Raw genomic sequence first — 14,949 nt, 5'->3', positions numbered from 1 at the left:
AATCGCCTTTTTTTACTTTATTTTTATTGCTTTTGCAATTTGCTCAAGATTGACATTAAAATCCATCAATTGACTAAGTACTTGAGCTGCTTGATTATCTTGAGCAGCAAAGCCCAATTTGTTTTGTTTGACAAATATTGCTTTGATATTTTCCCAACGTTCGCGTTCTACCTTTGAAAGTTGGTTCGCCAGTTCTTTTAATTTTAAAAGATTCGCCTCCGTATCGGAAGTTAACGTTTGGGATTCATTTTCATAATGAGTCAAAATGAGCGCTTCAACCTCCTTGTCATTCATCAACGGAACCACTTTACTGATCATTTTATTCATATCGCGATAAGAACCTTGTAATTTAAAAGCAGGTTCTGTACGATAAGCGTTATCCATACTCGCACTGAGAATATACTGTTGATTGACTTTAATCACTAAATCGCGAATAATCAGCGATTTTTTCAATACAGCCGTAAATGTTTCGATTTCTTGTGGACTAAAATTACCTTCCAAAGCAAGTGTTTCTTCTGATTGGGTTTCGATGTGGTTAATTAATCGATAGAAATCATCCAAACTCGTCCCACTCAATTGTTGTAAGTAGGTGTTTTCTGCAATAGCGTTTTCCAATAAACTCAGTTTGAACAGCTGTTCGGTACTACCAATAACATCTCCTAAGTTGTAGGTATCTGCACGGTTGGCTAGCATATCGGGAATTTGAAATTTCTCTCCAGATTCTGTGTAAGGATTTCCCGCCATAATAATACAGAAGCGCTTTCCTCTCAAATCATAGGTTTTACTTTCGCCTTCAAAAATACCATCCATTTTGCGTTGACCATCGGCTAAGGAAATGAATTTTTGTAAGAATTCGGGGCTACAATGTTGAATGTCATCTAAATATAGCATCACGTTGTCTGCCATTTCAAAGGATAAGTTGATTTTCTTTAACTCTTCTCTAGCTCCTGAAGTTTTTGCTTCGTTGGGATCTATAGAAGTAATGGAATGTCCAATGGTCGGACCATTGATTTTGACGAAGTGCAATCCTAAGGTATTCGCTAAATATTCCATTAAGGTTGTTTTTCCATATCCTGGTGGAGAAACCAAGAGCAACATACCCATACGCGCTGTGCGTTTGTTTTCTCCGTATACGCCAATCTGTTTAGCTAAATTATTGCCTATCAAGGGAAAATAAACCTCGTTGATTAATTTATTGCGGACAAAGGACGTCAAAACACGCGGCTTTAACTCATTGATTTTTAAACTTTGTTTGTACTCACGCAACAAGCGCTCTTTGGTTGAAAGAAATGCGCGAAACAACGGCACACTCGTCGCTTCAAACGAACATAGCTTATCCATGAATAAATGGTAATCAAGGATGTATGTGTCATTTATAATCAAAGCATGATTGCCTTTAAGCGTTTTTAGTACCTGTTGATCGTCGCTCTCTTTTATGGTATAGTTGTAGTGTTTCTCAAAGAGTAATAAACAACACGTTTCATCGATGTATTTGTGTAGTACCTTAGATTCAGGATGATGATCCAAAAACGAATACAACCAGTTTTGAATCAGGTAGAAACGATCCCAAGTAGATAGGAATTCCTCTTGACTATCATGCTCAAACGTGACGAATGCATGGTGTTGTTGTAAGAAGGCAATAAACTCTTTTTTGAGTTGATGGGCTTGTTTGGATTTTGTAAAATACGTGCCACTTGAAAATTCCTCAAACAAATAGTGAGAAATCATTTCTTTAGAGTCAAGGAGGCGAAAAGGAGATTCCCATTGCAAGTATAAATCCTCCAACTGGTTTAAAATATACTGATAGTTGGAACTAGAAGGAAATAGTTTTTGTACTGCCGTTGCACTGTTAATCTGTTTCAACAGCATTTCACTTACTGACTCTTCCAATTGATGCCAAAAAAGTTGAGCTGATACGCGAATAGCAGGGGGATAGGTAAGGATACCCAAAGCTGTTTTTAGCTGTAAAAAGGCTTGAGCAATCGCTAAAGCATCAAAATCGTGTACACCTTTGAGGTAACCTTCGGCATAGTTTTGCTCTGCGCGTAGTTTAATTCCTTCTTGTAGGGACGTCAATGATGTAGTAGTAGGTGATTGTAATACCTGATAAGCCAAGTATTCTGCTCGATAGACCTGATTGTTTTCCGATAAAATATCCTGATTCCAAATTTCTTTATACGAGTAAATACTGTCCTCTTGAATAAGAGAAGTAAAACTCGTTCCCGTTAGGTGATAGTATAAAAGATCGTTTTTGCGAATAATGGTCAAATCCAACGGTTGTTTATTCACCGAGAATTTGTGTGTACCTAAACTGATTATATTTTCGCCATCAACGAATAAATCTTGTTTATCTCTTAACGCTCGAAGGGCATCTTCTTGGCTGGTTTTTACGCTATTCTCTAAGCTCTCTGCTTTAGAAACATCACCTAAATCGCGGAGCTCTATAATGAGCTGACGTACTTTATCCACCATCAAATCGGCAGAAAAGAAAGCTAATATTTCTTCTTTGGTTTTAAAAGAAGCGGATTTGTTTTCAATGTTTTTTAAAATGCGAACACCGATTTGCTCTAAAGTCTGGGTACGGCGATTGATTTGTTCAACTAACTGCGTTTTTCTCGTGTCAAAAGCTTTGGAAACTTCCTCGCGTTTATCGGCGATTTTTAAAATAAATTCGTCAAAATCGGCAAATTTACTTTCTAATTCCTCTACCTGAACGCTAATTTTAGAATGGTATTCATCACATTTTTCAGGTGAATTGGATAGTTCTAAAAAGTTGATGATACTTTGATCAAGAAGTGTAAGTTGGGCGTGAAATTCTGCAATAGACTCATTGGTACGCAAGGCATCTATTTTTCGCTTTAATTGTGCACGCACTTCATTAAGCGAAGCAAAAATAACCGAAATCTTGGCTATAATCGCTGTCGCTTGGGTGGTATCCTCAATGTTTAAGCTGTTGAGTATATCAATCAGCAGCTCTAATTCACTCGAAATCGATTTGCAACTTTCATCAATGGCATTGGCGTCAATCACTTTGGTTACGTTCTGAACGTTTGCTTTTTGATCAAGCACTTTCTGTTCGTAGGGAACTAAAGCTTGTTCTTGTAAGAGAAAATCAATCGTTTTAGCAGAAAGGGTTTCGTTGGTTTTACCCAATTTTTCTTGGTAACGCTCTAATACAGCAACATCAATGTATTTAATCTGACGTGAACTGATAATTTCACCCAAGAGTTTTCGGTTTTCAGCGAGTAAGTGAACCAGGCTTTCTAAGGTATCTCCTTTGGCATTGGTTACATTGAACAATTGTTTTTCAACAATTCCCTTTAATTCACTTAATCGAGTAGAAGCCCTTTTACGTTGTTCCTGTACCTTTTCAAACTCATCAATAGCCGTATTAGCAATGCGCTTGATTTGATCTAAAGGTTCGTTTAAGTGTTTGGTTTCAGTTGTGTTAATCCAATAGTAAGCGTCGATGATATCATTCGCTCTCTTGGCAATGTCACCATATAACCCTTCATAAGAATCCTCTTTGTCGATGAGGTGAATGATCTCTTGACATTCAGCCATCGCTTTCACCAAATCCTTATTGCCTATTTTATATAATTGATTTTCTTTTTGCTCCTTGTTTTCAATTAAAGTTGCCGCATAAGGAGTCTCCCAAATTTGAACTACATGGTGTTTGACTGCTTCATTTTCAGAACGGAAATAGGTGAGTTTTCCATCATTAAACAACGTAAAACCACTGCATACAATTGGCGTTTCGATTTGTTGTTTAATAATATTATATGACATCAAGGTATAAACGTGCTGTTCAGCCTGATAAAAAATATACAAGAAATCCTCTCCGTTGTGCGAAGGAATCTGTTTGATGAATTCTAAGTTTTTGATATTGTTGTCAAAAATTTTGTATTCACCCGTTTGCAAATAATACCCATTGGAGAACATAATTCCTTGTCCATCAGGGAGTAAAATTCCCGTGTGATTCAGGGCGGGTACATTAAGTACTTGCTTGGTTTTGGTATTGAAGATAAAGGCACGGAATTCCTCTTGATACGGCTTAATGCGGATAGTGATGAAATTTCCCAAATCCGCATAGTAGTAATCCGCATCATCCAATTGTTGGTCAATATTTTGTACAGGCTCTGAGTAAATACCCTGCCCATTACTTGTATTGTCTTCAACTTTAAAGGTAATGTCACCGCCAACAGCTTCGATAAATACTTTGTCCTGAATAGAAACATGAGGGTGTACACCCAATCGTCTGTTTTCAAGGGTTGTTTTGTTCCAATCAAATTCAAATTGTGGGGTTTTTACTACTTCGTGAATGCTACGATCATCCTGATAAATCAGTTGACCGTCTTTAATCAACCACTTAAACGCTTTTAAACTATCGACATGCTTACTCGTTTGAAAAACCATATAGAGGTAATTCGCCGTTTTTTGAAATCGACTGAAAATAGAGTCACGGTAGTATTTGTATAAATTTTTGTAATCGTTGACAAAGTTTGCATCGTTGATAAAATCCAACGGTTGAGGAATAAACTGATTGTTCTCAAAGCGATAAATACTGAATACATCGCTGAGTTCAATGGCAGTTTTTAATCCAAAGTGAACGTTATACCCAAAAATACAAAGGTTGTCAAAGGCAATAATTCCTCGAGCCGTACAATTGTTTTCTGTGGTAATGCGCTGATTGGCGATAAGCTTTAAATCAACAGCGGTGAAAACTTCCTTTCGATCATCATTAAGTGCTTGTAATCGTTGGATTAAATCACTTTTCTGTTGCTGAAGTCGGCGCTGTATAATCTCATACGTATTCGAATCCAAAGATTCTATAGGTTGGTTTTCTAATTCAGCCATATATAAAGGATACTTGGTAATAGAATTCAAATCTAATACGGAGGTAAATTAAAAATAGGGTAGTGGTCTAAGGAATCAACAGTCACTCTTTCTAAAAAGGAGTGACTGTTGTATTTATAGTTAAGATAATTTCTTATTTCCTATACCTAAACGCTGTACGGCATCGGAGATTGTCCCTAATAGACCTTGATTCTCTTCCGTAGCATTGTGTTGCATTTTCATGACTAAAGCAGCAATACTCAGATTTTTCAGGTCTTCCGTTGTCACGTTAAATTGTTGCGCGTAGTATTTGATATTGTTGAATAAGTCTCCTTGGTTGATGGAAGTCCCATCGCCTAAAAGCGCTGTCTTAATATCTTGTGCATTTTGACTTTTCTCCACTAATTGATCAAATCCTTTCGCACGGCTTACTTGGTTAATAATATTCTCAAAGAACATCGTTTCTCCACCAACAATATCAATTTTTGCTGTTTGTAAAGCTGAAGAAAGAACATCAGCTTGTGATTTAGCAATATCTTTTTGAATGTTTAAAGCCGCTAGTTCGACTTCTTTTTCTTTTTGAAGCTGTAGTTTGAACTCCTCATGCTCTTTTCCAACACCGTCCATTTGCTTCATGGCATCTGCTTTTTCTTTTAATCCATCCGCATCCGCAATGGCTTTTTCTTTGATTACTTCTGCTTCCGCCAAACCTTCTTTGCGTTTTGCTTCTGCTTTTGCAGCTATTCCCTCTGCTTCTGCTGTTGCAATACGTTGGATTTTAGCCGCCTCAACAATACTCTCTTGCTCGATTGCTTCTGCTTTTGCTTTGATTACTTCTGCTTCAGCAAGTCCTAATGTAGCATCTTCACGGGCTTGTGCATCGGCTAAGATCTTACGTGCTTCTGCGTGTTTGATTGATGCTTCTTTTTGTGCTTCTGCTTCGATTAAGAGCTGTTGCGAAAGTTGTTCTTGTGCAAATTTCTTTGCTTCTGCTTCTTTTATTGTTTTAATTAAATTCTCTTCTGCTGTTTTACTCGCATGGGTAATACCTACTTGTTTCTCTCGTTCAACGGCTCTGAATGCCTCTACGTCTTTGATACCTTGTTGTTCCTCTACTACACCTTTTTCCAATTGAACACGCTCGCGAATAACATTTTGAATAGTCTTTTTTTCCTCTTCTACTACGCGCTCTTTGTTTATCTGAGCTAAAGATACAATGCGCTCGCGCTCGGTTTGCTCCAAAGCACGATCCTTTTCTACGCGTTCAGTTTCAACAGCATCCGTGCGTTCTTTGTTTTTTGCCGCAATAATCACCTGACGTAGCTTGTTTTCTTCGAGTACTGCTAAACTCTCTTCCGTAGAAATGCGAACACTTTCTGATTTTAATCGCTCTTCTTCGCGTACTTTTTGAATTTCCGCTTCTTCACGTGCTTTGATATTATCAACTTCTCTGCGCTGTTTCTCTTCTTTTTCTGACAGTTGTCGTTCTAATTCCAAAATTGCTTCACGCGCTTCTACGTCTTGCTTCTTGATTACTTTTTGCTCATCACGGCGAATCAAGTTCGCATTGATGTTTTGTAAGGCCGTTAGCTCTGTAATTTTTTTAATCCCTTCAGAATCCAAAATATTTTGTGGATCCAAATGTGAAATATTCGTTTGCTCTAAATAATCAATTGCACAGTCATCTAAAATATAACCGTTTAAATCGCGACCAATAATATTGATAATCTCATCTCTAAATTCTCGACGGGCTTCATATAATTCGATGAATTCAAATTTTTTCCCTACTGTTTTTAACGCTTCAGAAAACTTAGCCTCAAAAATATTACGCAGTGTTTCCACATCACTTGCACGTTCACATCCCAACGTTTGCGCTACGTTAATTACATCTTCTATGGATTTGTTGACACGAATAAAAAAGGCAACCTTAATATCTGCACGAATATTATCCTTACAAATTAATCCTTCTTTTTGCATACGGTCAATTTGAAGCTTTTTTACAGAAATATCCATGATTTCCATTTTGTGAAATACAGGAACCACATAGATCCCTTTGTTAAAAGCAACTTTGGTACCGCCAATACCCGTTCTAACAATTGATTTTCCTTGCGGTATTTTCTTGTAAAACGTAGCGAGTACTGCAAAGAATAATAGAATTAATAGAAATAAAGCGCCTATTATGATAGCTATTATTGTTCCTAATTCAAAGTCCATAAAAATTGTGTTTAGTGATTGATAAAATGATTACATGCGTTTGACCACGTAATAGAGGTTTTCGCTTGTTGATTTTTCGATAATATATACGCGGTCGCCAAATTGAAGGGGAGTCCCATCCCAACTCATTACCATAAGCTTGAAAGGGTCTTGGTTGATAATCAAGTGTAGGATACCGTGTTTGTCTGAATGAATACTAGATTGCATAATGCCCTCTTTGCCAATAAAATCAATTATTTCATCGCCGTGATACCCCGTTTTTTTTAGAAAGTTCCCTAAGGGAATCGTTGCATAATGGGTGAGGATAATCGCTATAATGGCTAAGGGAATTAAGATGATTATGGACCAATTACCCAGTTTGGTGATTTTAGGAGAGAACGTACTTAATATAGAGCCTGCCCAAGTGAAAAATTTAAAGAGGGTTAAAATCATCATGAAAGGAACCTGACCTACATTCATATAGTGCAAGAGCTTTGCAAAAAGGCTTGGTGTTGTTGATGATTCAGGATCAGCAGTATCTAGTTCCTTATCGTGAACTATATCCAAGTGATTTTGCTGAAAATCAAAATCGGTGTCAACATCTACATCTAGGTCTACGTCAGCTTCAGGAAGAATTCCATCAAAACCGCCCATTATTGCTGAAAATAACCAGTAGATTACTGAAATTAACAGAAGAACGCTCATAATTGCGTTCGGAAGCGGGAAAAATAAGTGGTGAATAATATCTTTCATTAAAAATAGTGGGTATACGTATTTTTACTTGCTATTTTTTCTAAATTTTCTCAAATATAATGAATACTTTTTTTGATTGTTAATCGTATTTTGTTAAAAGTTAAAAATTAAAAAGGAGGAGGGTAAAATTATTTAATTCCTAGATTAGAGAATAAAAAAAAGCGAAAAATTCAATTTTTCGCTTTTTATACGTATAAAGTCCGACGGAACCTAGCTTAAACCTTCTATTAAACCTTCTACTAAATCAATCTTAGTAGCTTGCGGTACCTTAGGAAGGCCTGGCATTCGCATAATATCTCCTGCAATTGCTACAATAAATTCAGCTCCATTATTAATTACAATATCGTTAATGGCAATTGAAAAATCTTTAGCCACGCCATACGCTTGTGGATCAGAAGAAAAAGAATATTGCGTTTTCGCTATACATACGGGAAATTGGTCCATAGCGGTTCCTTTAATTTGATTCAGTTTTTTCTGTGCTATTGGGCTAAAAGTAACTCCAGTTGCTCCGTATATCTTAGTAGCAACTGCCTGAACTTTCTCTGCAATAGTGAGGTCATCAGTATAGGGAAACGTCAAGTGTTGACTTGGATGTTGCTCAATCATGTGTACCACTTCTTGAGCCAAAGTAATCGCTCCTGTACCACCTTCGACAAAGGCATTGTTTACTGCAAAGCCCAAACCGTTGGCGCGACAATACGCTTCTACTAGCTGAATTTCCTCTGCGCTATCTGTTGCGTACTTATTAAAAGCAACTACAATACTTTGACCAAAGGATTTTAGATTTTCGATGTGTTTTTGCAAGTTTTCTAAGCCTTTTGTAATGCCTTCTGTATGCTTGTTTTTAATCTCTTCTAGAGCAATTCCACCATGCATTTTTAATCCTTGTGCGGTAGCAACCACAACGGTTAGCTTAGGGGATAAACCCGATTTTCTACATTTGATGTCGAAAAATTTTTCCGCTCCTAAGTCAGCTCCAAAACCTGCTTCTGTAATTACATAGTCTCCATAACTCATTGCCATCTTCGTTGCAATAACCGAGTTACATCCATGGGCAATATTAGCAAATGGACCACCGTGAATGAAAGCAGCTGTATTTTCTGTAGTTTGAACTAAATTTGGATTTAAGGCATCTTTCAATAAAACGGTAATCGCTCCTGCGACACCTAAATCTTTTACCGTAAACATACTGCCGTCATAGCGATACCCTAATAGAATATTTTCGATGCGTCTGCGTAAATCATCAATATCCGTAGCTAAACACATAATAGCCATAATCTCTGACGCTGGTGTAATGTCAAAACCACTTTCTTGTGGAATGCCATTGGCATTTCCTCTAAGTCCTGTAGTAATATAGCGCAAACTGCGATCATTAACATCCAAGACACGTTTCCACAAAATCTCTTTTAAACCATTGGCTTCTGCTCGGTTTTGATAGATATAGTTATCAAGTAGAGCGCTCAAGGTATTATGGGCAGAAGTAATTGCATGGAAATCACCCGTAAAATGCAAGTTGATGTTTTCCATAGGTAGAACTTGAGCATATCCACCTCCAGCGGCTCCCCCTTTCATACCGAAACAAGGACCTAATGACGGCTCTCTTAAGGCAACAACTGCCTTTTTTCCTATTTTATTTAACCCTAATGCTAGACCAATAGAAACCGTGGTTTTCCCAATGCCCGCTTTTGTCGGGGTAATGGAAGTGACTAAAATTAAGTTGGATTTCTTTTGTTGTTCGGGTTGTTGGGCTTCCAGGTGAACTTTTGCCATATGTTTGCCGTAAGGAATAAGATGCTCTTGCGACAGTTGGATATCTTTAGCAATCTCGTCGATGTTTTTTAATTCACTCGCTCTTGCAATTTCAATATCTGTTTTCATAAGTAAATAGAAATGTGTTGTTATGGAGTAAAGTTACAGCTTTTACCAGAATATTCTTCCAGACCTGTTCGATAAAATAAACGTATATGAAGGAATAATAGAATGAAATGAAAAAGAAAAATAACTTTATTGAATTCTTATTGTATCTGTGTATTTACTTTTAATGATAAGGTGTTTTATTGTTTTTTATAAATAGATATTTAACGTTATATTTGCACCTTTAAATTATATTCTATACGTATTATGAAAACGGAAGCGGAGTTAAAAGACAGAAGTGGAAATAAATGTGAATTATGTGAATCGACTGGATCGTTAAAGGTTTATGAAGTTCCTCCTGTAGCTGCTAATGAGGCAGATAAAGAAATCTATATTTGTGAAACTTGTTTGGATCAAATTGAGAAAAGACAAGAATTGGACAGCAAGCATTGGCAGTGTTTAACCACATCTATGTGGAGTGAAGTGCCAGCTGTACAAGTGGTTGCTTGGCGAATGTTGAATCGCTTTAGACAAGAAAGCTGGGCTGCTGATAATTTAGAAATGATGTATTTGGATGATGAGTTGATGGAATTTGCTAAAGCAACAGGTGATCATACAGGAGATGGATCAGTTGAATTACATAAAGACAGTAACGGAAATATTCTGTCTGCAGGTGATACCGTTACGTTAATTAAAGACTTAGATGTAAAAGGATCATCCTTAAATGCCAAAATTGGAACGGCAGTTCGCAATATCCGATTAGATCCTAACAACGTAGAATATATAGAAGGTAAAGTCGATGGACAAATGATTGTGATACTTACTAAATATGTAAAGAAACAAGGTTAGAAAATAAGGAAATCCCAGATATTACTGGGATTTTTTGTTTTTTAACCAAAGGGGAATGCTAAATTCTTTTAAAAGATGAGCTAATGGCAGCTGTTGATAGTCCTCATAAGTGACCCACTTGACTTCTTCTAATTCTGCTTGAGGCTGTAAAAGAGGTGTGTCAAGAGAAAGGTGAAAAATTGTAGCGTGTACTAAAGTGTTCGATTCATTCACCGCTTGCGTCTGATGAACGCCTAGATAGGTTAGCGAATCTGGAGAAACCCGAAGATGTAGCTCTTCTTGTAACTCACGGATTAAAGCATCAATTGGTGTTTCACCTTCTTCAATTTTACCACCAGCCATCATATAATAGATAGACCCTTTTTTTCGAACTGTTAACAGCGCTCCCTCAATATTGGTAATCATAGCCGATGCTAGGTAAATTGTTTTTTTCATGAACCTCTTCCTGTTTTATGCTTCAAATGTAAGAGAATTAAGAGCATAGCAAAAGAATTCTTGCTATGTTCTTTGAGAAATAAAAATAAAACTCCGATGTTCTCTATAGGATTTCGAGGAAAGATTGTGTTTATTCTAAGTGTAAATCATAATATTATAGTATGATGAAAGAAAAAAATAAGAATGTTTATAGAATTGTTTTTTGTAAAAGAAAAAATTTTATCTTTATTCAATCAAACAAGGTTCTCAGATTAGGATTGAATCTTGTATAGTTTAATTTAATTTAAGTTGAAAATAGCGCCTCTATCCAAGGCGAAAATGAACAGTACAATGGTAAAACAAGAATTTACTGCATTATTTAAAGGATACAAAATTCCTAAGGAATTAAAGAGCTTATTAGAGTTTCAAGTATCCGAAAACATTCCATCTTATTATTCCAATGCGATTTATTTAATGACAGAAGAAACTGCGTTGATTGAAAGTTTTTCGACCAACGAGGAGTTTTTAAAGGTATTTATTCCCTTTGCTGAAGCAAATAGTGCAGGAAGTATATATGCTTTTTGGATAAGTAGTAACGAAACAGATGATTTAACTCAGGTGCCAATCGTAGTATTTGGAGATGAAGGGGGTGTTTTTGTCGTAGCGAACAATATCCAAGAATTATTGCAAATAGCGGCATATGATGTGGAGGCAGTAGTTTATGAAGATGAGTTTTATTTCCAAGATAAAGAAGTATTGGAAGAAGAAGCGGAATTTAATCCTGCTGAGTTTTATACCGAATATTTAGACTGGTTACGCACAGATGCAAAATTGAAACCTGTACTGACTATTGAGGATGTAGATGCTATCGTCGATCGAGCCCAAGCGACATTTCAAGAAAAATTGGAACAGTTCATCAAACGTTTTGTTTAGAAACAACAAAAAGTAGTATATTGCGTTAAAATTTTAAGAAATGGATCAAAACCAGTTTAACCAACAATTTGATAATGCTGTAAGTAGAGCACAAAATCAAATGCCTGCAAGGCCGAAGAATAATTTAGCTTTGTCTATCGTAGCAACAGTTTTAGGACTTTGTTCTTGTATTGGACTCGTATTGGGAATTGTAGCTATCGTTATGGCTGTACAATCGGGTAAAAAATATGAGAATGGAGATTATGATGGAGCAGTAAAATCAGCTAAAAATGCAAAAGTATTGAGCTTAATCGCATTGGCTATTTTCGTAATAAACATCGCTTATTCTTGGTATAATATCCAACAATTAGGAGGATGGGATGCATACATGGAAAGCTTTCAAGAAATCTTTAGACAAGGACAAGGATTGTAAGATAGTAACGCATGCGCTTTTTTTATCGTATCCTGCTTTATGCAGTAGTTCCGTTAGGAATCATACTTGTATTTAGTCAAGGATTAAATTATTTTCCTGTCATGGCAACCTGTTCGATTAAAAACTATACAGGATGGGATTGTCCTGGATGTGGTGGACAACGAGCAATTGACGCCCTCATAAAAGGAAAATTTAAAGAAGCATTCCTGTATAACCAATTGATATATCTGTATTTAGGTGTTTTAGTTTATATCTATGTACTTCTAATAGAAAGTTATATCTTCAAAAATGAAAGATTTATGCAAAAGTGTGGTTTTTCAAATGGGTTTGCAGTAGTTTTTGTTCTAAGCATAGGCTTGTTTTTTATCCTAAGAAATATATAAAAAAGGTTCGACTATGCGTAGTCGAACCTTTTTTGTTTTAATCGCTTGATATACGCCTTATTGTTGATAATAATGATGTGTTGTTGTTTTTATTTTGTGTTTTAGCTACTGTTTTTTTGTTTTAATGATGGTAGTATAGATTTTTAGTTAAAATTACCATTATTATAGGTTTTATGCTTAACTTTCACCACCTAAAAATAGAAACAACCAAAAATACAGGATTTATGAAAAAAAATACCTTGCTGTTATTCAGCTTGTTTACCTTATGGGGAGTAAGTACGAGTGCGCAAACGGAAGAAATTCGAAAAAAAATTATTGCTACATATGAAAAAGTAAATGTAGAAGAGTTTAAAGCTTTGGAAAAAGAATATGCTCAAGCAAAAGCATACGCATATCAAATGGCAAAAGAAAACAATAAACCAACTTCAGGTATAACGAAGGACGGAAGAATGTTTTCGCTTCAACGAATTAACGAAAATGGCACTTATATTTACTATGTAACAAGCAATGCAGGTAGTAGAAAGACAGCTAGGGTAGATGATATAGCACCAGGAGGAAGCTTAGGGCTAAATCTAGATGGTAGTGGAATGACTGTTGGAGTTTGGGATGGTGCACCCGCCTTGGATACGCATGTGGAGTTTCAAGGAAGTCAAGCAGGAGTAAGTCGTATGACACTAAAAAAACCGTTGTTAAACTTAGGAACAGCTACTCCTGAACAACGCTTGGAGTTTGAGGGTGGTCGTTCACATGCAACACACGTGTCAGGAACAATTGCAGCAAAAGGAGTAAATGGAGCCGCAAAAGGAATGGCACCAGAAGCAAAAATTAGTAGCTACGACTGGGATAGAGATATGGAGTATATGCGCCGTGCAGCTGCACAAGATGCTTTACTTGTCTCAAATCACTCCTATGGATATGGTGCAATTGATGATTATGGTAATGCTACTTTGGCGGTTAGTGATTTTGGTACCTATGATTATACAAGTATCAATTACGATAAACTTACTTCTGAGTTTAAATACTATCAACCAGTTATTGCAGCTGGAAATGATAGAGATAATTACAGAATTATAAACCCTTCTAAAGGAGGAAATGATTTATTGACTGGTTCAGCAGTTGCTAAGAATACAATTGTTGTGGCTGCGGTAGAACAGGTAACGGTATATTCAGGACCAACTAGTGTGAATATGTCATCATTTAGTAATTATGGACCAACAAATGATTTCCGTATTAAACCAGATATCTCGGCTAAAGGTGTACGTGTGTTCTCTACTAATTATCAATTACCAACTCCAGTAACAGGAACGCCTAAAAACAATTTGTATTTAAATAATAATGGTACATCAATGGCGGCGCCTTCGGTAACGGGAATTATTGCACTATGGCAACAATGGGCAATGGAAAAGAATAATGAAGCGTTTAAGTCTGCAACAATTCGTGCTTTAATGGCACATACGGCAGATGAGGCGGGAGCAAACAAAGGTCCAGATCATCAATTTGGTTGGGGATTGATTAATGCTAAAGCTGGGGTTCAGATTTTAGAGGGTAGTAAGGTAAGCGGTGTCGTTTTAGAAGAAAATGAACTTGTACAAGGTGCAACCTATGAAAAACAATTTTTGGTGAGTGAAAGCGGTATTAATGTTATCGTTACTATGGCTTGGACAGATCCTGAAGGTTCATGGAATAATGGAAGAAATAACGATGAAACCTTCGCGAAAAATAATCCTTCTTTAGTCAACGATTTAGATTTACGCGTGTACAAAGATGGAGTGGAATATCTACCTTGGAGATTAAACAAAGATTTTAATAATCTAGTGGCTCAAAAAGGAGATAATGATGTAGATAATATCGAAAAAGTAGAAATCGAAGCGGCTGAGGCTGGAACGTATACTGTAAAGGTAACACATAAAGGTACGTTGAAAGGAGGGAGTCAAGAGTTCTCTATTATTATGAGTCGAAATGACTTTAATAATCTTTCAACAGAAGAGTTTGAATTGGATCAATCGTCATTTGCTATTTGGCCAAACCCAGTGGTAGATGTATTGCATGTTACTATTCCAGAGGAGGTGAATGTTCAAGGAGTTTCAATAGAGATTTTTGATATGACAGGTCGTTTAGTTCAGAGTTTGCCCACACTTACCTCCAATCAAGTGGAAGTAAATATGACAGGCCTAACAAAAGGAACGTATTTTGTAAAAATAAAAGGCAATGGCTTGGATAAGACCGAGCGCATTGTGAAAAAATAAAATAAAAAAGGAACGCGAAAGCGTTCCTTTTTTATTTGATGTTGGTTGTTTTTTTTGTTGTTTGGCTTTTGTTGTT

General features: G+C 36.5%; 10 protein-coding genes. 5 read left to right on the top strand and 5 right to left on the bottom strand.

Annotation, left to right across the window (positions count from 1 at the left end; genetic code table 11):
* Positions 1-12: 12 nt before the first annotated feature.
* The 4 genes from ACLJX0_RS07880 to ACLJX0_RS07865 all read right to left on the bottom strand — a co-directional run bounded on the left by ACLJX0_RS07880 (position 13) and on the right by ACLJX0_RS07865 (position 9,660).
* A complete protein-coding gene (locus ACLJX0_RS07880; protein WP_410879640.1) occupies positions 13-4,857 on the bottom strand; it encodes a DNA repair ATPase in 4,845 nt (1,614 codons plus the stop codon).
* A 120-nt stretch (positions 4,858-4,977) separates the two neighbouring features.
* Positions 4,978-7,050 carry a flotillin family protein gene (locus tag ACLJX0_RS07875; RefSeq protein WP_410879639.1) on the bottom strand — a complete coding sequence of 691 codons (2,073 nt, stop codon included), beginning with the start codon at positions 7,048-7,050 and terminating at the stop codon, positions 4,978-4,980.
* Positions 7,051-7,080: 30 nt separating this feature from the next.
* Positions 7,081-7,782 (bottom strand): hypothetical protein, encoded by a 702-nt coding sequence (locus ACLJX0_RS07870; RefSeq protein WP_410879638.1) that lies wholly within the window; start codon positions 7,780-7,782, stop codon positions 7,081-7,083.
* Positions 7,783-7,992: 210 nt separating this feature from the next.
* Positions 7,993-9,660 carry a formate--tetrahydrofolate ligase gene (locus tag ACLJX0_RS07865; RefSeq protein ID WP_410879637.1) on the bottom strand — a complete coding sequence of 556 codons (1,668 nt, stop codon included), beginning with the start codon at positions 9,658-9,660 and terminating at the stop codon, positions 7,993-7,995.
* Positions 9,661-9,903: 243 nt separating this feature from the next.
* Between ACLJX0_RS07865 and ACLJX0_RS07860 the strand changes: the two genes are divergently transcribed.
* Positions 9,904-10,485 (top strand): PhnA domain-containing protein, encoded by a 582-nt coding sequence (locus ACLJX0_RS07860; protein WP_410879636.1) that lies wholly within the window; start codon positions 9,904-9,906, stop codon positions 10,483-10,485.
* Positions 10,486-10,506: 21 nt separating this feature from the next.
* On the opposite strand, the gene ACLJX0_RS07855 is transcribed toward ACLJX0_RS07860, so the two are convergent.
* Positions 10,507-10,920, bottom strand: a complete 414-nt coding sequence (locus tag ACLJX0_RS07855; protein WP_410879635.1) for an NUDIX hydrolase — start codon at positions 10,918-10,920, stop codon at positions 10,507-10,509.
* Positions 10,921-11,238: 318 nt separating this feature from the next.
* On the opposite strand from ACLJX0_RS07855, the gene ACLJX0_RS07850 reads away from it, so the two are divergent.
* The 4 genes from ACLJX0_RS07850 to ACLJX0_RS07835 all read left to right on the top strand — a co-directional run bounded on the left by ACLJX0_RS07850 (position 11,239) and on the right by ACLJX0_RS07835 (position 14,873).
* Positions 11,239-11,832, top strand: a complete 594-nt coding sequence (locus ACLJX0_RS07850; RefSeq protein ID WP_410879634.1) for a cell wall assembly protein — start codon at positions 11,239-11,241, stop codon at positions 11,830-11,832.
* A gap of 40 nt (positions 11,833-11,872) precedes the next feature.
* Positions 11,873-12,244 (top strand): CD225/dispanin family protein, encoded by a 372-nt coding sequence (locus tag ACLJX0_RS07845; protein ID WP_410879633.1) that lies wholly within the window; start codon positions 11,873-11,875, stop codon positions 12,242-12,244.
* Positions 12,245-12,255: 11 nt separating this feature from the next.
* Positions 12,256-12,627, top strand: coding sequence for a DUF2752 domain-containing protein (locus ACLJX0_RS07840; RefSeq protein ID WP_410879632.1), 372 nt, complete (start codon positions 12,256-12,258; stop codon positions 12,625-12,627).
* A gap of 224 nt (positions 12,628-12,851) precedes the next feature.
* Positions 12,852-14,873 carry a S8 family serine peptidase gene (locus ACLJX0_RS07835; protein WP_410879631.1) on the top strand — a complete coding sequence of 674 codons (2,022 nt, stop codon included), beginning with the start codon at positions 12,852-12,854 and terminating at the stop codon, positions 14,871-14,873.
* The last annotated feature ends 76 nt before the right edge of the window (positions 14,874-14,949 follow it).

This window comes from Myroides sp. DW712 (assembly GCF_046557355.1).
Classification (GTDB): Bacteria; Bacteroidota; Bacteroidia; order Flavobacteriales; family Flavobacteriaceae; genus Flavobacterium.
This window is presented reverse-complemented; position numbering and strand designations above follow the sequence as displayed.

Excerpts from the sequence above, each read along its gene's own strand:
- ACLJX0_RS07855 (WP_410879635.1), bottom strand. The coding sequence starts at position 10,920 with ATGAAAAAAACAATTTACCTAGCATCGGCTATGATTACCAATATTGAG.
- ACLJX0_RS07850 (WP_410879634.1), top strand. The coding sequence starts at position 11,239 with ATGAACAGTACAATGGTAAAACAAGAATTTACTGCATTATTTAAAGGA.
- ACLJX0_RS07860 (WP_410879636.1), top strand. The coding sequence starts at position 9,904 with ATGAAAACGGAAGCGGAGTTAAAAGACAGAAGTGGAAATAAATGTGAA.
- ACLJX0_RS07845 (WP_410879633.1), top strand. The coding sequence starts at position 11,873 with ATGGATCAAAACCAGTTTAACCAACAATTTGATAATGCTGTAAGTAGA.
- ACLJX0_RS07870 (WP_410879638.1), bottom strand. The coding sequence starts at position 7,782 with ATGAAAGATATTATTCACCACTTATTTTTCCCGCTTCCGAACGCAATT.
- ACLJX0_RS07875 (WP_410879639.1), bottom strand. The coding sequence starts at position 7,050 with ATGGACTTTGAATTAGGAACAATAATAGCTATCATAATAGGCGCTTTA.
- ACLJX0_RS07840 (WP_410879632.1), top strand. The coding sequence starts at position 12,256 with ATGCGCTTTTTTTATCGTATCCTGCTTTATGCAGTAGTTCCGTTAGGA.
- ACLJX0_RS07835 (WP_410879631.1), top strand. The coding sequence starts at position 12,852 with ATGAAAAAAAATACCTTGCTGTTATTCAGCTTGTTTACCTTATGGGGA.
- ACLJX0_RS07880 (WP_410879640.1), bottom strand. The coding sequence starts at position 4,857 with ATGGCTGAATTAGAAAACCAACCTATAGAATCTTTGGATTCGAATACG.
- ACLJX0_RS07865 (WP_410879637.1), bottom strand. The coding sequence starts at position 9,660 with ATGAAAACAGATATTGAAATTGCAAGAGCGAGTGAATTAAAAAACATC.